Genomic DNA, 21,688 nt, shown 5'->3' with positions numbered 1-21,688 from the left:
GATGGATGGTGAGGGTCGCAGGTCTTCATCAGATTGTTGTTCTGCTTGAGCTGGAAGTGGCTGCGGATCGGTCCCATGGACTGGACGGCGGCGGTGAAATAGGGTTCCAGCCGGTCCAGGCAGTGGCGGAAATAGCTGAGCGACATGAAGGTGTCGCCGTAATCCTCCAGGAAGCGGGGCACGTCGAAGACATCGATGTTGAGGCTCTGCGCCATGGTTTCCAGGCGCTGGCGGGCCTTCTTGATGTCGGGATCGCGGAACAGCTTCATCAGGTCGTCATAGGTGTCGACCTTCACCTCCTCGCCCGAATAGATCATCTTCATCAGCGGCCGGGTGAACATGATCATGTAGCGGGTCAGTTCCCCCGCCTTTTCGGGCGACAGCTTCAGCGCCGCGTAGTCGTTCACCGGGATGCCGTGCTCGCGCAGGCTGATGCGCAGGGAATAGACGTCGTAGCTGGGCAGCAAGGCCAGCCGGCGCAGAATGCCGAGATCGGGGTGAACCTGATCGGCCGGCCAGCCGAACATGGCCGGCAGCGCCTCGACGTCCACCTGGCCCGACCCGGTCTGGGCGTCGGAGAAAATCTCGACGGCGCTGCGCAGGCGCACGTTCTTGATCAGCTTCGCCGATTGCAGGGCCGGCGTTTGCAGCGGGATGATCGACAGCGGCAGCACGAACATGGAATCCATGTCGCTGTCATTGATCGGCTTAAGTCCGTCGTCGTCAGACATTCCCCAGGAACACCCCCGATTGTCCGGGGGACATTCTGCCTGCTTTGACGCCAATCGCAATGAAGAAGATGTGTCCGCCCGAACGATGCCCGACCTTCATGCGCCGGACCGTCATATCATGATTTATTGATATTACGGCTCTGTGATAGGATCGGCCGACGGGACCGCCACCTGGGCGGAGCGGGAAAGCAAGGGGGATTTCGACGTGCCTGTTCCGATGCGATTCGGTCCTTTCCGGCGAACGGCCCTGGCGTCGCTGGCGATTCTCGCCACCCTTGCCGCCGGTCCCGGCGACGCGGCGGCGCAGGACATCCGATTTTTCCAGATCGGCACCGGCCCGACGGGCGAGACCCGCTTTTCCATCGGCGGCCTGATCGCCAACGCCATCAGCAATCCGCCGGGATCGCGGGAATGCGACAAGGGCGGGTCGTGCGGCGTGCCCGGCATGGTGGCGGTGGCCAAGTCCACCGGCGGGTCCCTGGCCAATGTGGAGGCCATCGGCGCCAAGCGGATGGACGCCGCCCTGGTCCAGGCCGATATCGCCTATTGGGCCTATCACGGCACCGGCCTCTACAAGGGCAAGGGCGCGGTGCAGAACCTGCGCGCCATCGCCATGCTCTACCCCGAAAGCCTGCATCTGGTGACGCGCAAGGACGCCGCCATCGCCTCGGTCCGCGACCTCAAGGGCAAGCGGGTCTCGTTCGGCGACAAGGATGCCGCCGAACAGGTCCACGGCCGCATGCTGCTGAGCGCCTTCGGCCTGCCCGAGGCCCAGGTCAAGCTGACCCCGATGAAGCCGGGCGCCGCCGCCGACGCCCTGGTGGCCGGCAAGCTGGACGCCATGCTGGTGGTCGACGGCTATCCCGTGCCCGCCCTGGCCGACCTCGCCCAGCGGGTCGACATCGCCCTGGTTCCCCTGGACGGGCCGGAAATCGACAAGATGCGGGCCAAGCATCCCTTCCTGACCGCCTCGGCCATTCCCGCCGACACCTACAAGGGCGTGGACGCCGAGGTGAGGACGCTGGACCTGGGCGTCATGCTGATCACCGGCGCCGCCCAGCCCGACGAACTGATCTATGGCGTGACGCGGGCGCTGTGGCATCCCAGCACCCAGAAGCTGCTGGCCGAAAGCCATCCGCGCGGCAAGCTGGTCCAGTTGTCGGCCAGCGCCCTGGAACGCACCGGCATCCAGCTGCACGGCGGCGCGTCGGCCTATTACTTCGATGCCGGAGTGATCAAGTAACGGAAACCGCCATCATAATGGCGCCATGATTCCGGAGCAGGGTTCCTGACGCCGCATCGCGCCGGCCATGCGGGATTCGCGCCCGGATCGGGCCTGATGGGAGGAAGGCGTCATGTCGAACCGTCGGATAGTGCCGCTCGTCGTCGTTCTCGTCGCCGGCATCGCCCTGGCCGCCTGCGGCAGCGGCCGCGATCCCTTCCTGGAAAAATCCGAACCCCGCCCGGTCGGGGGCGCGGGCTCGACCACGCCGTTCAAGGCCGCCTCTCCGTCAGAGGCCAGGGCGATGCCCGCCATGGCCATGCCCTCGCCGGGCATCCGGGCGGGCGGCGGCGGCGAACGCTTCCCCGACGTTCCGGCCAACGGCTGGCAGGCGGCGGCGGACCAGCCGGTCTCCACCTTCGCCATCGACGTCGACACCGCGTCCTACCCCTATGTCCGCCGCACCCTGAGGGCCGGCCGGCTGCCGCCGCCGGAAGCGGTGCGGGTCGAGGAGATGGTCAACTACTTCCCCTACGCCTATCCCGGCCCCAAGAGCGCGGCAACGCCATTCCAGCCCTCGGTGACGGTGCTGCCGTCGCCGTGGAACGACAACGCCCGCCTGCTGCATATCGGCATCAAGGGCTGGGACATTCCCCGCGACAGGCGGCCGCCGGCGCGGCTGACCTTCCTGATCGACGTTTCCGGCTCGATGCAGTCCGAGGACCGGCTGCCGCTGATCAAGACCGCCATGCGCCAGCTGGGCGATGGCCTCGGGCCCGAGGATTCGGTGGCCGTCGTCAGCTACGCCAACGACACCAGGGTGGTGCTGGACCCCACGCCGGGCTCGGAGACCGCCAGGATCATGGCCGCGTTCGATTCGTTGCAGGCGGCGGGCGGCACCGCCGGGGGCACCGGCATCCAGACCGCCTACCGGCTGGCGGAACAGATGTTCGACGCCCGGGCGGTCAACCGGATCGTGCTGGTCACCGACGGCGACTTCAACGTGGGCGAAACCGATCCGAAGCGGCTGACCCGGATGGTGGCCGACAAGCGCAGGACCGGCATCTACCTGACCATCCTGGGGGTGGGAATCGGCAATCTCAACGATTCGCTGATGCAGTCGCTGGCCCAGGCCGGCAACGGTCAGGCCGCCCATGTGGACAGCTTGCAGGAAGCCCGCAAGGTGTGGACCGAGGATCTGGGCTCGACCATGTTTCCCATCGCCGACGACGTGAAGGTGCAGGTGGAGTTCAATCCGGCCGCCGTGGCCGAATACCGCCTGATCGGCTACGAGACCCGCCTGCTGAACCGTTCCGACTTCGCCAACGACCGGGTCGACGCCGGCGAGATCGGCAGCGGCCATTCCGTCACCGCCATCTACGAGTTCATCCCCGCCGGCGGCGCGGGCCGCATGGTCGAGCCGCTGCGCTACAAGAAGGAAACCCGGTCGGCCAAGGCCTATTCCGGCGAAATCGCCTTCCTCAAGATTCGCGGCAAGGCGCCGGGCGCAAGGACCAGCGCCATGATGCAGCGACCGATCAGCGTCGCCGACATGGTCACCACGGTGGACCAGGCCCCCGAGGACGTCCGTTTCGCCGTGGCGGTAGCCGGCTTCGCCCAGTTGCTGCGCAGGGACGCCAATGTCGGCTGGAGCGCCGCCAAGGCGGCGGAACTGGCCCAGGGCGCGCGCGGCGACGACCCCCACGGCTGGCGGACGGAATTCGTCCAGCTGGTCCGGCTGAGCGAAGGATTGATGCGGTAGGAGACGGGCGGTCAGCCGCCCGCCGGGCCGCCTTCCGCCCCCATGCCCTCGGCGGCGGCGGCGACGATGACGTCGCCGAACTCGCGCAGGAACACCGACCCCTTGACGGTGCGCTGGATCAGGACCGAACGGCGGTCCTGATCGTCGGTCTTGCGCTTGACCAGCCCGAACTCGCCAAGGCGGTCCAGGGCGCGGGTGATGGCCGGCTTGGAGACGTCGAGGGTGGCGGCCAGGCCCCGCACCGTGTGCGGCGGCGGCGTCAGATAGACGGTCAGCAGCAGCGCCATCTGCCGGGCGGACAGGTCGGGGGCATCCCGACGCACGCTCTCGACGATGGCCCCGCGCCACAGATTCAGCGCCTGCACTGCCTTCAGGGAAACACCCATCACCAACCCGTTCGTTGCGACGACGAAATCTTTTAGCCGAGGCGGGGACATCCGGCAATGGCCGACATGCCGACCCGGCATTTTGTCATAGAGGCGGGAAGCGCCCGGCGATCGCCCGGAACAGGGCGCGCAGCGCCAGCGCCTCGCCGCCCTCGGGACGGCCGGGCCGGGACGCGCCGTTCCAGGCCATCAGGTCGAGATGGGCCCAGGCGACGCCGGGGGCGACGAATTCCTGAAGGAACAGGGCCGCGGTGATCGCCCCGGCATGGGGGGAATCCGAGGCGTTGGTCAGGTCGGCCACCTTGCTGTCCAGCATGCGGCGATAGGGCTTGTGCAGCGGCAGCCGCCAGACCGGCTCCGCCTCCGCCTCGCCGGCCCGCAAGATGTCGTCGGCCAGCCGGTCGTCGTTGGAAAACAGCGCCGGCAGGTCGGTGCCGAGCGCGCTGCGCGCCGCCCCGGTCAGGGTCGCCATGTCGATCAGCAGGGCCGGAGCCTCGGCCGAGGCCTCGGCCAGGGCGTCGCACAGGATCAGGCGGCCCTCGGCGTCGGTGTTGCCGATTTCGACGCTAAGGCCCTTGCGGGTGGCCAGCACGTCCAGCGGCCGCATGGCGTCGCCCGACACCGAATTCTCCACCGCCGGAATCAGCACCCTGAGTCGGATGGGCAGGCCGGCGGCCATGATCATGGAGGCGAGTCCCAGCACATGGGCGGCGCCGCCCATGTCCTTCTTCATCAGCTTCATGCCGGACGACGGCTTCAGGTCGAGGCCGCCGGTGTCGAAGCACACCCCCTTGCCGACCAGGGTCACCTTGGGGGCGGCCTCGTCGCCCCAGGCAAGATCGATCAGGCGCGGCCGGCGATGGCTGGCGGCGGCGCGGCCGACCGCGTGGATGGCGGGATAGTTCTCGGCCAGCAGGCCGTCGCCGACGATGACGCGCAAGCGGGCGCCGAAGCGGGCGGCCATCTGTTCGGCGGCATTGGCCAGCTCGGCCGGCCCCATGTCGGCGGCCGGGGTGTTGATGAGATCGCGCACCAGGGTGATGGCGTCGTGGCTGCGCTGAACCTGGGCGCGGTCGGCGGCCTCGGGCCAGGCCAGCCGGGGCCACGTCTTGGCCGCGCGCTTCTTGTAGCGTTCGAAGGAATAGGTGGCCAGCGACCACGCCAGCGCCGCCTGGGTGGCGGCGCGGGATTCGGGTTCGGGAACGATGCGGTAGTCGCCGGGCGGCAGCCGGCCGGGCAGGGCGGCGAAGGCCCAGGGATCGTCCTGGTCGGCGAGGCCCAGCAGCACCCGGCCCAGCCGGCCATCGGCGGCCGGAACCAGGCAGACCGCGCCATCCTCGGCCTTGAAGCCGGTGGCCGCGACCCAGGCGCGGACCGTTTCCGGCTGACCGGCCAGCCAGGGAGCCAGCGCCGCCTTGTCCAGGGCCGTCACCTCGACCGCTCCGGCCCCCGCCTCCACCAGATAGTCCGGCACGCTGCTCTCCATTGTTGCGACAGACCGGCAAAGGCATACATGATGCGGGATCATCCAGGCAAGGCGAGCCCCCATCATGACCCTGACTTTGGTTATCGGCACCAAGCGCTATTCATCGTGGTCGCTGCGTCCCTGGCTGGCGCTCAAGGCGGCGGGGGCCGAGTTCCGCGAGATCGAGATCACGCTGCGCCAGCCCGACACCAAGGCCGAAATCCTGAAGCATTCGCCGTCCGGCAAGGTGCCGCTGCTGATCGACGACGGCCTCAGGGTGTGGGACTCGCTGGCCATCTGCGAATACGTCGCCGAACGCTTTCCCGACGCCCGGCTGTGGCCCGAGGACCCGGTGGCCCGCGCCGTCGCCCGCGCCGTCTCGGCGGAAATGCATTCCGGCTTCGTGCCGCTGCGCCAGAATTGCCAGATGGACCTGTGCCTGGACGCCCCCATGGCCGACATCCCCGCCGAGGTGAGCGCCGACGTCGAACGCATCGACGCCCTGTGGCGCGACTGCCGCGGCCGCTTCGGCCAGGACGGCCCCTTCCTGTTCGGGCGCTTCTCGGTGGCCGACGCCATGTACGCCCCGGTGGTGACCCGGATGCGGACCTACCATCTGCCGCTGACGCCGGCGTCGCGGGCCTATTGCGCCGCGATCGCGGCCATGCCGGCCATGGCCGAGTTCATCGCCGCGGCCGGTGGCGGGGAAGCGTCGTCAGGCTGAGTCCCAGCCGCATTCCGCCAAGGCGCCGCGCATGTGCGGCGGTGGCGGCGCGGTGACGCGGACCGGCGGCCTGGCGGGAGCCAGCGGCGGAATGCTCACCTCGCGCGACAGCAGGTGCAGCGGGATTCGGGTGTCGGGATCGGGACCGTAATAGGAATCGCCCAGCAGCGGGCAGCCGAGATGCCTGGCGTGAATGCGGATCTGGTGGGTGCGGCCGGTGCGCGGCCGCCATTCGATCCAGGCGAGACCGGAGGCGGAGCGGCCCAGCACCCGCCAGTCGGTGACCGCCGGCTGGCCGCTGGCGTCGACGACGATGCGCCAGCCCTCGCCGCGCTTCGAGACCTTCAGCAGGGGAGCGTCGACGGTGCCGCCCTCGCCGGCGGGCGCGCCGTGGCACGCCGACCAGTAGGTCTTGCCGATGCGGTGGGTCTCGAACATCCGGCCCAGGCGCTTCAGCGCCTTGGCGTGGCGTCCCAGGATCAGGCAGCCGGCGGTGTCGCGGTCAAGCCGGTGGGCGAGGCGCGGCGGCCCGGCCCAGCCAAAGCTCAGCGCCTCCAGGTAAAGCTCCAGATGGTCGGGCGAATTGGGGCCGGCATGCACCGCCAGCCCGGCCGGCTTGTCCAGCACGATGACGTCCTGGTCCCGGTACAGCACGCGGGCGAGAATCTCGGCGGGGGTCACTGATCCTCCTATCGCGTCACCCGGTCCAGCAGGGTGACGATGGAGCGATAGGGCAGGTCGGCATGATCGGCAAGGCCGATCTCGCAGGTGCGGTTGGAGGAATAGCCGGCCTCGCAGCCCCGGGGCACCTGGGCGGCGAGATGGCGGAGCGCGAAATCGTTCAGTTCCGGCGTGGTGAAGCCCTTGTCGCCGGCGAAGCCGCAGCAGCCCACCCCCTCGGGAACGACGGCGGTGTCGGCGCAGGCCCTGGCCAGTCCGATCATCTTGCCGTCCAGGCCCATCTTGCGGGCGCCGCAATTGACGTGGACCAGCACCGGCTCGGCCTGCTTGCGCACGTTGAGGCGCGGCAGCGCCGCGTCGTGGAGGAATTCCACCGAGTCCAGCACCCTCAGCCGCCCGTCCAGGAACGTCTTCATGCGCAAGGTGCAGGTGGAGGCATCCATGACGATGGGAAACCGGCCGTTGTCGCTGGCCCTGGCCAGCGCGGCCTCCAGTTCGGCGGCCTTGCGGTCGGCGGTGGCCTGCAGCCCCTTGCTCTCGAACGCCTGACCGCAGCACAGGCCGTCCAGGCCGTCCGGAATCACCACATGATAGCCGGCGCGGCCCAGCACGCGGGTCATGACGGTGGGCAGGGAATCCCTTTCCGGGTCGCCGGCGGCCGGCCCCATGATCCGGGCGGCGCAGGTGGGGAAATAGACCACCGTCTCGCCGGCCAGGTCGCCGGCCGACAGGTCGTGGCGGGCGGCGGTGGGCAGGTGTCCGCCCACCTTGGGAACGCGGTCTCCCGACAGCCGGCGGGCGGCGCCGGCCAGGGCGGCCATGGCCTTGGGACCGGCGACGGCGCTGACCAGCCCGGCGGCACCGAGGCCGATGCGGGTGGCGGTCATGGCGGCGCCGTAATGCCGCGCCGCCCAATCGCCGGCCGAACGGGCGGTCCCGCCCAGCCTTTGGCCGCGCAGGCGCTTGGTCAGCTTGCCGGTTTCGATTTCCACCGGACAGGCGGTGGCGCACAGCCCGCAGGCGGCGCAGGTGTCGATGCCCTGGTAGTCGTAGAGGCGGCGCAGTTCGGCGGCACCGTCGCCCAGGGCGGCGAGGCGGGAAATCTCGCGCCAGCTGGTGATGCGCTGGCGGGGCGACAGGGTCAGGCCGTGCGACGGGCACATGCGCTCGCAAAACCCGCATTCGATGCAGGTGTCGACCAGCGCGTCGGCGGCGGGCAGCGGCTTCAGGTTCTCCAGATGGGCCTTGGGATTGGCGTTCAGCAGCACGCCGGGATTGAGCAGCCCCAGGGGGTCGAGCGTGCGCTTGATTTCCCACATCAGGGCGGTGGCCTCGGCCCCCCATTCCATCTCGACGAAGGGGGCCATGTTGCGCCCGGTTCCGTGCTCGGCCTTCAGCGAGCCGTCATATTTCTTCACCACCAGCTCGCAGACGTCGTCCATGAAGCGGGAATAGCGCTCGACCTCGGCCGCCACGCCGAAATCCTGGGTGAAGACGAAGTGCAGGTTGCCGTCCAGGGCGTGGCCGAAAATGATGGCCTCGTGATAGCCGTGGCGGGCGCACAGATGTTCCAGGTCCACCGTCGCCGCCGCCAGCGATTCGATGGGAAAGGCGACGTCCTCGATGATGACGGTGGTGCCCACCGGGCGCACCGCGCCCACCGCCGGGAACAGGCCCTTCCTGATCTTCCACAGCGTGCCGTACTCGTCAGGGTCGTCGGTGAAATCGGGCGGGAACAAGGTGGCGACCCCGTCCAGCACCGTGCCGATCGCCGCGATATTGGCGCTCAGCATCGCCGGGCTTTCGGCCCGGGTTTCCACCAGCAGGGCGGTGACGCCCTCGGCCAGCCCCCTGATCTGGGCCGGCATGCCGGGCTTGTCCTCCACCGAGCGCAGCGCGGCCCGGTCCATCAGCTCGACCGCCGAGACCGGTGCCGATTTCAGCAGCGTCACGGCGCGGCAGGCCTCGGCGATGTCGGGAAACAGCAGCAGGGCGCTGGCCTTGTCGGCATGGTCCGGAACCGTGCGGTAGGTGATCTCGGCGATGAAGCCCAGGGTGCCCTCGGACCCGATCATCAGATGGGTCAGGATGTCGAGCGGATCGGTGAAGTCCACCAGGGCGTTGAGCGAGTAACCGGTGGTATTCTTGATGGCGAACTTGCGGCGGATGCGCCGGCTCAGCGCCTCGTCGGCCCGCACCCGCGCCCCCATGGCCCCCAGCCGGTCGAGCAGGTCGGCGTGACTGGCGCTAAAGGCGGCCACGCTGCCGGCATCGCCGGTATCGACCAGGGTGCCGTCGGCCAGCATCAGCCGCATGGACATCACGGTCTGGTAGGAATTGTCCGAGGTGCCGCAGCACATACCGCTGGCATTGTTGGCGGCGATGCCGCCGATCTTGCACGAATCGATCGAGGCGGGATCGGGGCCGATCTTGCGGGCGAAGGCGGCAAGGCGGCGGTTGGCGTCGGCGCCGATCACGCCAGGCTGAAGCCGAATGGCCTCGCCGTTGTTTTCCACTATCGCCCGGGTCCAGCCATTGCCCAGGATCATCAGCACCGAATCGCCGACCGCCTGGCCCGACAGCGAGGTGCCGGCGGCGCGGAAGGTGACGGGGGCGCCGTGGCGGCGGCAGGCGGCCAGCACGCCCCTGACCTCGTCCTCGTCGGCGACCTCGGCCACCACCTGGGGCACCAGCCGGTAGAAACTGGCGTCGGTGCCGTAGGCGAGACGGCGCAACGGGTCGGTGATCAGACGCCCGTCCGGAATCACGCCCACCAGGTCGCGGAGCAGGGCGGAATGGTCGGGAAGCGGGGAAATGCCGTTCATCGCGCGTCTCCGATCACCAGGACGATCAGCTCCTTGGGACCGTGAACGCCATAGGCCAGGGTCTGCTCGATATCGGCGGTCTTGCTGGGACCGGAAACCAGCACCGCGTTGGTCGGCATGGTCCCGGCCCAGCCCTCGGCCGCCATGGTTTCGGCCAGGCTGTCGCGGATGCGCGACCTTGCCACCACCGCCACGTGGATCGGCGGCAGCAGGCTCATCAGGCGCGGTTCGTCGGCACCGGGCCACAGCACCAGCGAACCGGTCTGGGCGATACCGCCCCGTGCCTCGGTCACCGCCGCCTGGGCTTCGTGCACCAGCACCGGCTTCATCTCCTCGACCGGGCGGTCGTACGCGACCAGCGACGGTCCCTCGCCGCCGGCCCAGTCGCGGGCCAGCCGGCGCCCGGCCGCGGTGGCGGGGGCGAACAGCACCACCCGCACGCCCTTGCCGGCCAGGATGGCGCGCAGCCGCTCCGGCCACTCGGCATCCGAAACCTCGTGAACATCGGCGTGGGCGGCCTCCAGCATAGCGCGGAAGCGGGCCATGGCCTGGTCGCCATAGGCGGGTGGGCTCCAGTCGGGCAGATCGGGCAGCGGGCGGCGGGGGGCGGATTTGAGGCGGGACAAGATGCGCTCGCGCGGGTCAGTCATTGGAAAAACCCCTCTCGCGGGCAATCTGGTGCAGGCTCTTTCCGGCGAATCTGGGTTTGGTCCGCACCCGGGTCCACTGCTTCAGCATGGGCATCCAGGCGGGGATCAGGTTGCCGAACAGCCCCATCATCCGGCTGGACAGGCCATAGAGCCGCGGCGAGGAATACATCGCAGTCCAGCCGGCCCAGCCCAGGGTGTCGGCCAGCGAGCGGCCGGAGCCGCCGCCCCTGACCGCCGGCGAGGCGGGACGCACCGCCTCGGTGCGCAGGCGGGCCAGCAGGTCGGGAATGGGAATCTGGACCGGACAGACCTCGGCGCAGGCGCCGCACAGGCTGGAGGCGTGCGGCTGATCGCCGGCGCAGTCCAGCCCCTCCAGCTGCGGCGTCAGGATCTTGCCGATGGGACCGGGATAGGTGAAGGTGTAGGTGTGGCCGCCCACCCGGGTATAGACCGGGCAATGGTTCATGCAGGCGGCACAGCGGATGCAGCGCAGCGTGTCGGCCAGCTGGACGTCGGCGTAGACCCGCGACCGGCCATTGTCCAGCAGCACCAGATGGACCTGGCGGGGGCCGTCCTTCTCGCCGGCCTTTCGGGGCGAACTGATCATGTTGACATAGGTGGTGATGATCTGGCCGGTGGCCGAACGCGGCAGCAGCGACAGCAGCGGCGCCACGTCGTCGAGCCTTTCCACCACCTTCTCGATGCCGGTCACCGCGATATGCAGCGGCGGCAGGGTGGTGGACAGGCGTCCGTTGCCCTCGTTCTCGATCAGCACCAGGGTGCCGGTCTCGGCCACCGCGAAATTGACCCCGGAAATGCCAGCGTCGGCGTCGGCGAAACGGTCGCGCAGGGCCTTGCGGGCGGCGGCGCACAATTCGTCCACGTCCTCGGTGTAGGTCTGCCCCTCGATCTTGTCGGCGAACAGCTCGGCGATCTCGACCTTGTTCATGTGGATGCAGGGCATGACGATATGGGACGGCGCCTGACCGGCCAGCTGGATGATGTATTCGCCCAGGTCGGATTCCACGGCGGTGATGCCGTTGGCCTCCAGATGGGCGTTGAGGTGGATTTCCTCGGTGACCATGGACTTGCCCTTGATCACCCTTTTGGCGCCGGCCTGCCGGAGAATCCCCAGCACGGCGGCGTTGGCCTCGGCCGGGGTCTCGGCCCAATGGACGGTGATGCCGTTGCGGGTCAGATTGGCTTCCAGCCGCTCCAGCAGGTCCGGCAACCGGGCCAGGGCGCGGGCACGGATGGCGGCGCCGCGGGCGCGCAACGCCGTCCACTCGGCGGGGTCGTCGAACTGGGCGGCGCGCTTGGCCATCAATCCGTCCATGGCGCGGCGGAAATTGGCCCGAAGCTTGGGATCGTTCAGCGCCACATGCGCCTTGCCGCCGAAATCCGAGACGCGGGCTTCAGCGGCCATGGCAGCGCTCCAGCAGGAATTCGGCGATGTGGGTGCCGGTGAAGGCCTTGCGGCTCTTGGCGGCGGCGCCGGTGATATTCATCAGGCAGCCGCAATCGCCCGACACCACCTGGGACGCGCCGGTGGCCTCGATGGACGCCACCTTGTCGGCGACCATGGCGGCCGAGATTTCCGGCTGCTTGACCGAGAAGGTGCCGCCGAAGCCGCAGCATTCCTTTTCACGCGGGTTTTCCACCAAGGTGACGTTAGCCAGCTGGCGCAGCAGCGCCTTGGGCTGCTCCACCACCCCGGCTTCCCGCTGGGAATGGCAGGACGGATGCCAGGTGACGGTGACCGGCCGGCCCCGGTCGACCAGCCGGACCCCCAGCACGTCCACCAGGAACTCGGTCAACTCGAACACCCGTTCCGAGAACGCCACGGCGCGGGCGTGGTCGGGGTCGTTCTCGAACAATTCGGGATAATGGACCTTCATCATGCCGGCGCACGAGCCCGACGGCACCACGATCGGCCAATCGCCGGGAAAGGCGTCCAGTTGCAGCCGCGCCACGGCGCGGGCCTCGTCCTGGTGGCCGTTGTTGCGGGCCGGCTGGCCGCAACAGGTCTGCTTTTGCGGAAACACCACCTTCAGCCCCTCGCGCTTCAGCAATTCCATCCCGGCCAGCCCAGCCTCGGGATAGAACATGTCGATCAGGCAGGTGCCGAAGAAATAGACGGTGTGGGGACGGCCGGAAGCGGGCATGGGCGCTCCATGGGAAGGGTCGGCATTCATCACCGACCCGCCAATGGTTATGCTATTTTACCCGAGATGTAAAGTGGTAAAGTTTGTTTGCCAAGCTATCCCCTGGGGCGGGCGACGAGGTCCGAGCCGCCGCGCCGCCGGATCGCGACCTCGCGGCGCTGGTCGGCGCCCTGGGCCTCGCGCAGGGCTTCCCGGATCGACGAGATATGGGCCTCGGCGGTCGCCCGCGCCGTCTCGGGATTGCCCGAGGCGATGGCGTGCCAGATGGCCTGATGCTGGCGCAGGAACCCCTCGCGCACGCCCTTGCGGCGATAGAGGTCGTCGCGGTCGTAGAACACGCCGCCCTTCAGCATGTCGAAGATGCGCCGCATCACCTGGGTCATCACCAGATTCTGCGACGCCTCGTAGATGGTCAGGTGAAATTCGGCGTCGGCGGCGGCTTCCTGGGCGGGATCGTCGATGGCGTGGGCCTTCTCCATGGCCTCGATGCAGGCGCGCATGCGGGCCAGATCGGCCTCCGACGCCCGTTCGGCCGCCAGGGCGGCGGCGTTGCCGGCCATCAGATAGCGGAATTCAAGATAGTCGTAGGCGGTCTCGGGATGGGACTGGAGCAGCCGGGCCAGCGGATCGCGGGCGGGCTCGGCGGACTTGTCGCCCTTGGACCGGGCGGCGGGCTTCGACTTGGCGGTGGGCTTGGCGGCGGTCATGAATCATCCCAGCAGGCGGTCGGCGGTCATCTGCACCATGGCGCCGATCATCAGGTCCAGGACCACCAGCATGCCAGCCTGGATGGGCGGAACCTCCAGCGCCACATGGGCGATATAGGTCTGATAGACCAGCAGGACAACGGTGACCGCCAGATTGAGCATGGCGAAGGCGGGACCGGGAAACAGATGGCTCAGCAGCACCACCGGCAGCAGCACCGCCAACTGGATCACCGCCGACCAGTTATAGGCGACGATATAGCGGATGTAGTGGCGTCCCTTGTCCAGCCCCTCGGCGATGTGGGCGACCGCCAGGGGAAAGGCGGCGCAGGCGGCGACATAGGCGATGAGATGGACCAGGAGCGGGCGGAGCGGCCCGTCCTCGAAACCGCCGTCCAGCGCCTGCAGCGCCAGGAAGGCGGGAAACACCAGCCCCGGTCCCCAGAACGAGGTCCAGAATCCCTGCGGCGTGGTCTGGAACCAGGCCAGCCCGCGCGGGTCGCGCCGGGCCAGCCGCCAGGCGCCGAACACGCCGGCGACGATGGTTGCCGCCGGGAACGCCATCAGGCGACCAGCCGGGCCAGGACCCGGTGATAGATCTCGGTCAGGGTTTCCATCTCGGCGACGGCGGCGTGCTCGTCGACCTTGTGGATCGAGCGCCCGACCAGCCCGAATTCCACCACCGGGCAGTGGTTCTTGATGAAGCGGGCGTCCGAGGTGCCGCCGGAGGTGGACAGCTCCGGCGTCCGGCCGGTGATCTCGCGGATGGATTCCGACAGACACTCGGACAGGGGGCCGGGCGGGGTCAGGAAGGAATCGCCCGAGACCTCGACGCGGATGTCGATCGAGCCGCCGGCCTCGGCCACGATGCCCTCGATCCAGCGGGTCAGCGAGGCGCCGGTGTGCATGTCGTTGAAGCGGATGTTGAAGCCGGCGCGGGCCTCGGCGGGAATGACGTTGGCGGCGGCGTTGCCCACGTCGACGGTGGTCAGCGCCAGGGTCGAGGCTTGGAAATGCGCGTTGCCCTGGTCCAGCGGCGCCTCGGTCAGGCGGCGAAGGATGCCCAGCAGGCGGGGGATCGGGTTGTCGGCCAGATGGGGATAGGCGGAATGCCCCTGGGTTCCCGACACGGTCAGGCGGCAGTTGAGGCTGCCGCGCCGGCCGATCTTGATCATGTCGCCCAGGCGCTCCGGATTGGTCGGCTCCCCCACCAGGCAGAGGTCGAGGGTCTCGCCCCGTTCCTTCAGCCAGTCCAGCACCTTGACGGTGCCGTCCACCGCCGGTCCTTCCTCGTCGCCGGTGATCAGCAGCGAAACCGAACCCCTGGGCGGACCGTCTTCCAGCAGCCGCGCCACCGCGGCGACGAAGCAGGCGATGCCGCCCTTCATGTCGGCGGCGCCCCGGCCGTACAAGATGCCGTCCACCACCTCGGCGGCGAAGGGATCGTGGCTCCAGCCCTTGCCGGGCGGCACCACGTCGGTATGGCCGGCGAAGCAGAAATTAGGCGAACCCGCGCCGAGACGGGCGTACAGGTTGCGGATTTCCGGTCCGCCCGTGGCCGAGCGGATGTGATGGCAGGCGAAGCCCAGGCTTTCCAGCGCCTCGGCCAGCACGTCCATGGCGCCTTCGTCCGCCGGCGTGACGCTGGGGCGGCGGACCAGGGCCTGGGCCAGCCCCAGGGGATGGCGCAGCGGGCTCAATCGCGCAGCAGCTCGTTGATGGAGATCTTGGAACGGGTCCTCTCGTCCACCTTCTTGACGATGACGGCGCAATAAAGCCCCGGTCCCGGCGTGCCGTCGGGAAACGGCTTGCCCGGCATGGTGCCCGACACCACCACCGAATAGGCGGGAACCCGGCCCATGTGAATCTCGCCGGTCTCGCGGTCGACGATCTTGGTGGACGCGCCGATATAGACGCCCATGGACAGCACCGCGCCGGTCTCGACCAGCACGCCTTCCGCCACCTCGGCCCTGGCGCCGATGAAGCAGTTGTCCTCGATGATCACCGGGCCGGCCTGGAGCGGCTCCAGCACGCCGCCGATGCCGGCCCCGCCCGAGATGTGGACGTTCTTGCCGATCTGGGCGCACGAGCCCACCGTGGCCCAGGTGTCGACCATGGTGCCGGAATCGACGTAGGCGCCCAGGTTGACGAAGCTGGGCAGCAGCACCGTGCCGGGCGCGATATAGGCGGAACGGCGCACCACGCAGCCGGGCAGGGCGCGGAAGCCGGCGGCGCGGAAGCGGGCGTCGTCCCAGCCCTCGAACTTCAGCGGCACCTTGTCGAACCAGGCCGAGCCGTTGGGGCCGCCGGTCATCACCGCCATGTCGTTGAGGCGGAACGACAGCAGCACCGCCTTCTTCAGCCACTGGTTCACCACCCACTTGCCGCCGGTCTTCTGGGCGACGCGCAACGCGCCGGAATCCAGCGCCTCCAGCGCCGCCTCGACGGCATCCCTGATCTCGCCCCGGGTCTGGAGGGTGACGCCGTCACGCGCCTCCCAGGCGGCGTCGATGGTCTTCTCGATGGCGGCGAAGCTCATGGCAGGTCCTGCTCGATGCGGTCTAAACGGGCCACGAACATACCCCCTGGGGCATGGGAGTCAACAAGGGGAGGCCGATCGTGCCTGGAAGAATTCCAGTCTTGCCCCCTTCCCCTTAACCGGCATAATGGTACCCCAATGCCGCATTGAGGGCTGCCATGACCTTTCCCCGTCTGCTGTCGCCGCTTCAGGTCCGCTCCATCCGTCTGGCCAACCGGATGATCATGGGGTCCATGCATCTGGGGTTCGAGGGCGAGGCCGACGCCTTCCCCCGGCTGGCGCGGTTCTACCGCGAACGGGCCAAGGGCGGCGTCGGCCTGATCGTCACCGGCGGCGTCTCGCCCAATGACGAGGGCGGCTTCGGCGCCGACGGCATCGTCCTGGCCGAGCCGGGACAACTGGCCGGCCACCGCCTGATCACCGACGCGGTCCATGCCGAGGGCGGCCGCATCGTCATGCAGATCCTGCATTGCGGCCGCTACGGCAAGCATTCCGCCATCGTGGCGCCCTCGGCCATCAGGGCGCCCATCGGCGTCGCCACCCCCCGCGAGATGACGGCGGCCGACATCGCCCGCACCATCGAGCAATACGGCGTCACCGCCCGGCTGGCGGTCGAGGCCGGCTATGACGGCGTCGAGGTGATGGCGTCGGAAGGCTATCTGGTCAACGAATTCCTGGCGCCGCGCACCAACCGGCGCACCGATTCGTGGGGCGGCTCCATCGACGGGCGGATGCGCTTCCTGATCGAAATCACCCGCGCCGTCCGCGCCGCCCTTGGCCCCGGCCTGATCCTGACGGCGCGGCTGTCCATGGTCGACCTGGTCGAGGACGGCATGACCGCCGACGAGGTGGTGCGGGTCGCCCGCGCCCTGGAGGCGACGGGCGTCGATATCCTCAACAGCGGCATCGGCTGGCATGAATCCCGGGTCCCGACCATCGCCCACACCGTGCCCCAGGGGGCGTGGAGCTGGGCGGTGGCCCGCGTCAAGGCGGCGGTGTCGATCCCGGTGGCGGCCAGCAACCGCGTCAAGACGCCGGAACTGGCGGAATCGCTGCTGGAATCCGGGGTCGCCGACCTGGTGTCCATGGCGCGGCCGCTGCTGGCCGATCCGGCCTTCGCCGCCAAGGTCAGGGACGGCAGGGCCGAAACCATCAACGCCTGCATCGGCTGCAACCAGGGGTGCCTCGACCCCATCTTCTCGGGCGGGACGTCCACCTGCCTGGTCAACCCCCGTGCCGGCCGCGAGGACACCTTCGTCGCCCGCCCGGTGACCAGGGCCGAGACCATCGCGGTGGTGGGCGGCGGTCCCGCCGGCATGGCCTCGGCCCTGGAGGCGGCCCGGCGCGGCCACCGCGTCACCCTGTTCGAGGCGGCCGAGGAACTGGGCGGCCAGTTCGTCCTGGCCCGCCGGATTCCGGGCAAGGCGGAATATATGGCGACGCCGCGCCACTATGCCGGCGAGCTGGCGGCGGCCGGGGTGGACATCCGCCTGGGGACGCGGGCCGGAGCCGCCGACCTCGCCGCCTTCGACCGGGTGGTGCTGGCGGCGGGGGTGACGCCGCGCCGGCTCGGCATTCCCGGCGCCGACCACCCCAAGGTGGCGGGCTACGACGACATTCTGTCCGGCCGCCGCGAGGCCGGCGCCCGCGTCGCCATCCTGGGCTGCGGCGGGGTCGGCTTCGACGTCGCCACGGCGCTGCTGGGCGAGACCGGCGAGGAGTTCGAGGCGGTCTGGGGCATCGACCGCGCCTTCGCCACGCCGGGCGCCCTGACCGCCGCCGCCGCCGCGCCGCCGCCGGCCCGGCGCATCGTCATGATGCAAAGAAGGGCCGAGCGCCCCGGCGCCACCCTGGGCAAGACCACCGGCTGGATTCACAAGGCGCTGCTGCACCGCTCGGGCGTCGAGATGCTGAGCGGCGTCGCCTACCGCCACATCGACGATGCCGGCCTGCATGTGACCATCGCCGGCCAGGACCGGGTGATCGAGGCCGACACCATCGTGGTCTGCATCGGCCAGGACCCCCGGCGCGACCTGCTGGAATCCCTGGAAAAGGCCGGCAAGCCGGTCCATCTGGTCGGCGGCGCCCGCGACGCCGGCCGGCTGGACGCCCTGGCCGCCTTCGCCGAGGGAACCCGGCTGGGCCTGGAAATCTAGCGGTTCCGCCCGGATCGCGGCTGGGCTACCCTTTGTCCGCGACTGATTGCGGACATGCCATGACCCTTATCCGACTGGCCGCCCTGGCGGCGCTGACCTTCACCATCGCCGCCCATGCCGCCGAACCGCCGCCGGCCGCCATGCCGGCCGACGGCGGCCACCCCCTGGCCGGGCACATCTGGCATCCGGCCAGCGGACGGATGCTGTCGCCGGACGAGGTGGTGGCCCACGCCCTGGAGACCAACGCGGTCCTGCTGGGCGAGACCCACGACAACCCCGATCACCATGCCTTGCAGGCCTGGATGGTGCGGCGCCTGTCCCAGGCCGGCCGGCGGCCGGCCGTCGTCTTCGAGATGATCGACCTGGACCAGCAGCCGGTTCTCGACGCCCTCGGCGGCGGCGACACGGCAAGGCTGGGCGAGGCGCTGAACTGGGAAAAGCGCGGCTGGCCCGCCTGGACGCTGTATCGCCCCATCGCCGAGGCGGCGGCGGCGGCGGGCGGGCGCCTGGGCGCCGCCAACCTTCCCGCCGCCCTCACCCGCCAGATCGCCAAGGGGCAGCACGGCCCCGAGACCGCCGCCCGATTCGGGCTGGACCAGCCGCCGCCGCCGGACGTGGCCGCCGCCCTGGCCGAGGATATCCGGGCCGGCCATTGCGGCATGCTGCCCGAGCCGGCGGTGCCCGGCATGGTACGGGTCCAGCGCGCCCGCGACGCCGCCATGGCGGAGGCGATGGCGACGATAGCCGCCAGCCCGATCCTGGGACCGGTGGTGCTGATCGCCGGATCGGGCCATGTCCGGACCGATTACGGCGTGCCTGCCCGGCTGCGGCGGCTGATCCCCGACCTGCGCCCGTTCTCGCTGGCCTTCGTCGAGGTCGAGCCCGAACAGACCGAACCCACCGCCTACGACCCGCTTCCGTTCGACGCGGTGTGGTTCACTGAAGGAATCGCCCGAGACGATTCGTGCGAGCGGATGCGCCGCCACATGGAAAAGAAGGACGGGCGGTAACCGGGCTTGTCTCGGCCCGGGTGGACGGGGCCGCCCCTACATTCCCATTTCCACCGGGCGGCCGTCGATGGTCAGGGCGCCGCCCTCGGTGGAGATGCGCACGGTGTCCCCGTCCTTGACGCCGCCTTCCAGGATGCGGCTGGCCAACGGGTTCTGCAACGCCCGCTGGATCACCCGTTTCAGCGGCCGGGCGCCATAGACCGGATCGTAGCCCTTTTCCGCCAGCCATTCGGTGGCGGCGGCATCCAGGTCGAGAACGATCTTGCGGTCGGCCAGCAGGGAACGCAGCCGGCCCAGCTGAATCTGGACGATGCCGGCCATGTCGCCGCGTCCCAGGCGGTGGAACAGCAGGATCTCGTCCAGGCGGTTGAGGAATTCCGGCCGGAAGCTGGCGCGGACCGCGCTGGAATCCTGGCCCTCCTCCTGGTTGGCGAGAATCTCGGAGCCCAGGTTCGAGGTCAGCACGATCAAGGTGTTGCGGAAATCAACGGTGCGGCCCTGGCCGTCGGTCAGGCGGCCGTCGTCGAGCACCTGGAGCAGCACGTTGAACACGTCGGGATGGGCCTTCTCGACCTCGTCGAACAGCACCACCTGATACGGCCGGCGCCGCACCGCCTCGGTCAGGGCGCCGCCCTCCTCGTAGCCGACATAGCCGGGCGGCGCGCCGATGAGGCGGGCCACCGAGTGCTTTTCCATGTATTCCGACATGTCCATGCGGACCATGGCGGCCTCGTCGTCGAACAGGAATTCGGCCAGCGCCTTGGTCAGCTCGGTCTTGCCGACGCCGGTCGGCCCCAGGAACAGGAACGAGCCGATGGGCCGGTTGGGGTCCTGGAGTCCGGCACGCGAACGGCGGACCGCGTTGGATACCGCCACCAGCGCCTCCTGCTGGCCCACCACCCGCGACCGCAGCCGGGTTTCCATGCCCAACAGCTTCTCACGCTCGCCGGCCAGCATCTTTTCCACCGGAATGCCGGTCCAGCGCGACACCACCGAGGCGATGTGCTCCTCGGTCACCGTCTCGGTCAGCAGACGCTGGCCACCCTCGCCGCCGCCCTCGATCCGCCGTTCCAGGTCGGGAATGACGCCGAATTTCAGCTCGCCGGCCCTGGCCCAGTTGGCGGCGCGCTCGGCGTTGGCCAGTTCCAGGCGGGCTTCCTCCAGCCGTTCCTTGATCTTGGTGGAATCAGCCAGGCTGTCCTTCTCGGCCCGCCAGCGCTCCGACATGTCCGAGGATTCGCGCTCCAGCTGGGCCAGTTCCACGTCCAGCTTGCCGAGGCGGTCGCGCGACGCCGCGTCGCTTTCCTTCTTCAGCGCCTCGCGCTCGATCTTCAACTGGACGATGCGGCGGTCCAGCTCGTCCAGCGCCTCGGGCTTGGAATCGATCTGCATGCGCAGGCGCGATCCGGATTCGTCCACCAGGTCGATGGCCTTGTCGGGCAGGAAGCGGTCGGTGATGTAGCGGTTCGACAGGGTCGCCGCCGCCACCAGGGCGCCGTCGTTGATCCGCACGCCGTGGTGAAGCTCGTACTTCTCCTTCAGGCCGCGCAGGATCGAAATGGTGTCCTCGACGCCGGGTTCCGAGACGAACACCGGCTGGAAACGCCGCGCCAGGGCGGCGTCCTTCTCCACATGCTTGCGGTATTCGTTCAGCGTGGTGGCGCCGATGCAGTGCAGCTCGCCGCGAGCCAGGGCCGGCTTCAGCAGGTTGGAGGCGTCCATGGAGCCCTCGGCGGCGCCGGCGCCGATCAGGGTGTGCATCTCGTCGATGAACAAGATGACCTCGCCGCTGGCCGAGGTGACCTCGGTCAGCACCGCCTTCAGGCGCTCCTCGAACTCGCCCCGGAACTTGGCGCCAGCCACCAGGGCGCCGAGATCGAGGACCATCAGGCGCTTGTTCTTCAGGGTTTCGGGAACGTCGCCGTTGACGATGCGGGTGGCGAGTCCCTCGACGATGGCGGTCTTGCCGACTCCGGGTTCGCCGATCAGGACGGGATTGTTCTTGGTGCGCCGGCTCAGCACCTGGATGGTGCGGCGGATTTCCTCGTCGCGGCCGATCACCGGGTCCAGCTTGCCGTCCCTGGCCGCCTGGGTCAGGTCGCGGGCGTATTTCTTCAAGGCGTCGTAGCCGTCCTCGGCCGAGGATGAATTGGCCTTGCGGCCCTTCCTCACGTCCTCGATGGCGTGGTTCAAGCCCTGGGGGGTGACGCCGGCATCGGCCAGCGCCTTGGCCGAGGGCGTGCCGGCCGCCAGGGCGAGCGCCAGCAGCAGGCGCTCGGCGGTGACGAAGGAATCGCCGGCCTTGTCGGCCATCTGGCTTGCCTGATCGAACAGCCGCGCCAGTTCCGGCGTCAGGTGGACGCCGCCGGCGCCGGGACCTTCCACCTTGGGCAGGCGATCCAGCGCCGCCTCCACCGATTTCAGCGCCAGGACGGGGTCGCCGCCGGCGGCCCGGATCAGGTTGGCGGCCAGGCCCTCCTTGTCGGCCAGCAGCACCTGCGCCAGATGTTCCGGGGTCAGTCGCTGGTGCCCACGGCGCAGGGCCATGGTCTGGGCCGACTGAATGAAGCCCTTGCAGCGCTCGGTGAATTTCTCGAAATCCATGATTGCCCTCGTCGATGAGCGGCAGGACGAAGGCCCCGGAATGGCAGCCCCCCTCCCTGTCGAA

At 69.4% G+C, this 21,688-nt stretch carries 18 protein-coding genes; 5 read left to right on the top strand and 13 right to left on the bottom strand.

Features of this window, described 5'->3' with window-relative positions; translation table 11 throughout:
* On the bottom strand, window positions 1–731 hold a 731-nt coding region (locus MTBSS4_RS20250; protein WP_173985165.1), incomplete at its 3' end, for a hypothetical protein.
* A 205-nt stretch (window positions 732–936) separates the two neighbouring features.
* Here MTBSS4_RS20250 and MTBSS4_RS20245 point away from each other — a divergent pair.
* Together MTBSS4_RS20245 and MTBSS4_RS20240 are read left to right on the top strand one after the other, a co-directional pair.
* Window positions 937–1,974, top strand: coding sequence for a TAXI family TRAP transporter solute-binding subunit (locus tag MTBSS4_RS20245; protein WP_254432682.1), 1,038 nt, complete (start codon window positions 937–939; stop codon window positions 1,972–1,974).
* Between the two features lie 112 nt (window positions 1,975–2,086).
* Window positions 2,087–3,715: a von Willebrand factor type A domain-containing protein gene (locus MTBSS4_RS20240; protein ID WP_173985164.1), complete on the top strand. Its 1,629-nt coding sequence runs from the start codon at window positions 2,087–2,089 to the stop codon at window positions 3,713–3,715.
* Between the two features lie 11 nt (window positions 3,716–3,726).
* Here the strand turns inward: MTBSS4_RS20240 and MTBSS4_RS20235 are convergent, their stop codons facing one another.
* Entirely contained in the window at window positions 3,727–4,101 is a 375-nt protein-coding gene (locus MTBSS4_RS20235) for a MarR family transcriptional regulator (protein ID WP_173985163.1), read from the bottom strand.
* A gap of 85 nt (window positions 4,102–4,186) precedes the next feature.
* Window positions 4,187–5,587 (bottom strand): M17 family metallopeptidase, encoded by a 1,401-nt coding sequence (locus MTBSS4_RS20230; RefSeq protein WP_173985162.1) that lies wholly within the window; start codon window positions 5,585–5,587, stop codon window positions 4,187–4,189.
* 64 nt (window positions 5,588–5,651) lie between these two features.
* Between MTBSS4_RS20230 and MTBSS4_RS20225 the strand changes: the two genes are divergently transcribed.
* The gene (locus MTBSS4_RS20225; RefSeq protein ID WP_173985161.1) at window positions 5,652–6,290 is read left to right on the top strand and encodes a glutathione S-transferase family protein; all 639 of its coding nucleotides are present in this window, start codon (window positions 5,652–5,654) and stop codon (window positions 6,288–6,290) included.
* Here MTBSS4_RS20225 and MTBSS4_RS20220 read toward each other — a convergent pair.
* From MTBSS4_RS20220 to dapD, 9 genes are all read right to left on the bottom strand, one after another.
* On the bottom strand, window positions 6,282–6,971 hold the full coding sequence (locus MTBSS4_RS20220) for an RluA family pseudouridine synthase (protein WP_173985160.1): 690 nt from the start codon (window positions 6,969–6,971) through the stop codon (window positions 6,282–6,284). The two genes, MTBSS4_RS20225 and MTBSS4_RS20220, sit on opposite strands and share 9 nt — an antisense overlap.
* A gap of 8 nt (window positions 6,972–6,979) precedes the next feature.
* Window positions 6,980–9,796 carry an FAD-binding and (Fe-S)-binding domain-containing protein gene (locus MTBSS4_RS20215; RefSeq protein ID WP_173985159.1) on the bottom strand — a complete coding sequence of 939 codons (2,817 nt, stop codon included), beginning with the start codon at window positions 9,794–9,796 and terminating at the stop codon, window positions 6,980–6,982.
* Window positions 9,793–10,446 (bottom strand): lactate utilization protein, encoded by a 654-nt coding sequence (locus MTBSS4_RS20210; protein WP_173985158.1) that lies wholly within the window; start codon window positions 10,444–10,446, stop codon window positions 9,793–9,795. Before MTBSS4_RS20210 ends, MTBSS4_RS20215 begins: the two co-directional genes overlap by 4 nt.
* Window positions 10,439–11,872 (bottom strand): LutB/LldF family L-lactate oxidation iron-sulfur protein, encoded by a 1,434-nt coding sequence (locus tag MTBSS4_RS20205; protein WP_173985157.1) that lies wholly within the window; start codon window positions 11,870–11,872, stop codon window positions 10,439–10,441. The genes MTBSS4_RS20210 and MTBSS4_RS20205 overlap by 8 nt, the downstream gene beginning before the upstream one ends.
* A complete protein-coding gene (locus MTBSS4_RS20200) occupies window positions 11,862–12,611 on the bottom strand; it encodes a (Fe-S)-binding protein (protein ID WP_173985156.1) in 750 nt (249 codons plus the stop codon). Before MTBSS4_RS20200 ends, MTBSS4_RS20205 begins: the two co-directional genes overlap by 11 nt.
* Before the next feature lie 95 nt (window positions 12,612–12,706).
* Window positions 12,707–13,318, bottom strand: a complete 612-nt coding sequence (locus MTBSS4_RS20195) for an FCD domain-containing protein (protein ID WP_173985155.1) — start codon at window positions 13,316–13,318, stop codon at window positions 12,707–12,709.
* A 3-nt stretch (window positions 13,319–13,321) separates the two neighbouring features.
* On the bottom strand, window positions 13,322–13,879 hold the full coding sequence (locus tag MTBSS4_RS20190) for a hypothetical protein (RefSeq protein ID WP_173985154.1): 558 nt from the start codon (window positions 13,877–13,879) through the stop codon (window positions 13,322–13,324).
* On the bottom strand, window positions 13,879–15,015 hold the full coding sequence (gene dapE / locus MTBSS4_RS20185) for a succinyl-diaminopimelate desuccinylase (RefSeq protein WP_173985153.1): 1,137 nt from the start codon (window positions 15,013–15,015) through the stop codon (window positions 13,879–13,881). The genes MTBSS4_RS20190 and dapE overlap by 1 nt, the downstream gene beginning before the upstream one ends.
* Window positions 15,012–15,854 (bottom strand): 2,3,4,5-tetrahydropyridine-2,6-dicarboxylate N-succinyltransferase, encoded by an 843-nt coding sequence (dapD, locus tag MTBSS4_RS20180; protein WP_173985152.1) that lies wholly within the window; start codon window positions 15,852–15,854, stop codon window positions 15,012–15,014. Before dapD ends, dapE begins: the two co-directional genes overlap by 4 nt.
* Before the next feature lie 158 nt (window positions 15,855–16,012).
* On the opposite strand from dapD, the gene MTBSS4_RS20175 reads away from it, so the two are divergent.
* The gene (locus MTBSS4_RS20175; RefSeq protein ID WP_173985151.1) at window positions 16,013–18,010 is read left to right on the top strand and encodes an FAD-dependent oxidoreductase; all 1,998 of its coding nucleotides are present in this window, start codon (window positions 16,013–16,015) and stop codon (window positions 18,008–18,010) included.
* Between the two features lie 59 nt (window positions 18,011–18,069).
* A complete protein-coding gene (locus MTBSS4_RS20170; protein ID WP_173985150.1) occupies window positions 18,070–19,020 on the top strand; it encodes a ChaN family lipoprotein in 951 nt (316 codons plus the stop codon).
* Between the two features lie 36 nt (window positions 19,021–19,056).
* On the opposite strand, the gene clpB is transcribed toward MTBSS4_RS20170, so the two are convergent.
* Window positions 19,057–21,624, bottom strand: a complete 2,568-nt coding sequence (gene clpB / locus MTBSS4_RS20165) for an ATP-dependent chaperone ClpB (RefSeq protein WP_173985149.1) — start codon at window positions 21,622–21,624, stop codon at window positions 19,057–19,059.
* Window positions 21,625–21,688: the final 64 nt, after the last annotated feature.

The sequence above is a fragment of the Magnetospirillum sp. SS-4 genome (assembly GCF_902729425.1).
Taxonomy (GTDB): domain Bacteria; phylum Pseudomonadota; class Alphaproteobacteria; order Rhodospirillales; family Magnetospirillaceae; genus Phaeospirillum.
This window is presented reverse-complemented; position numbering and strand designations above follow the sequence as displayed.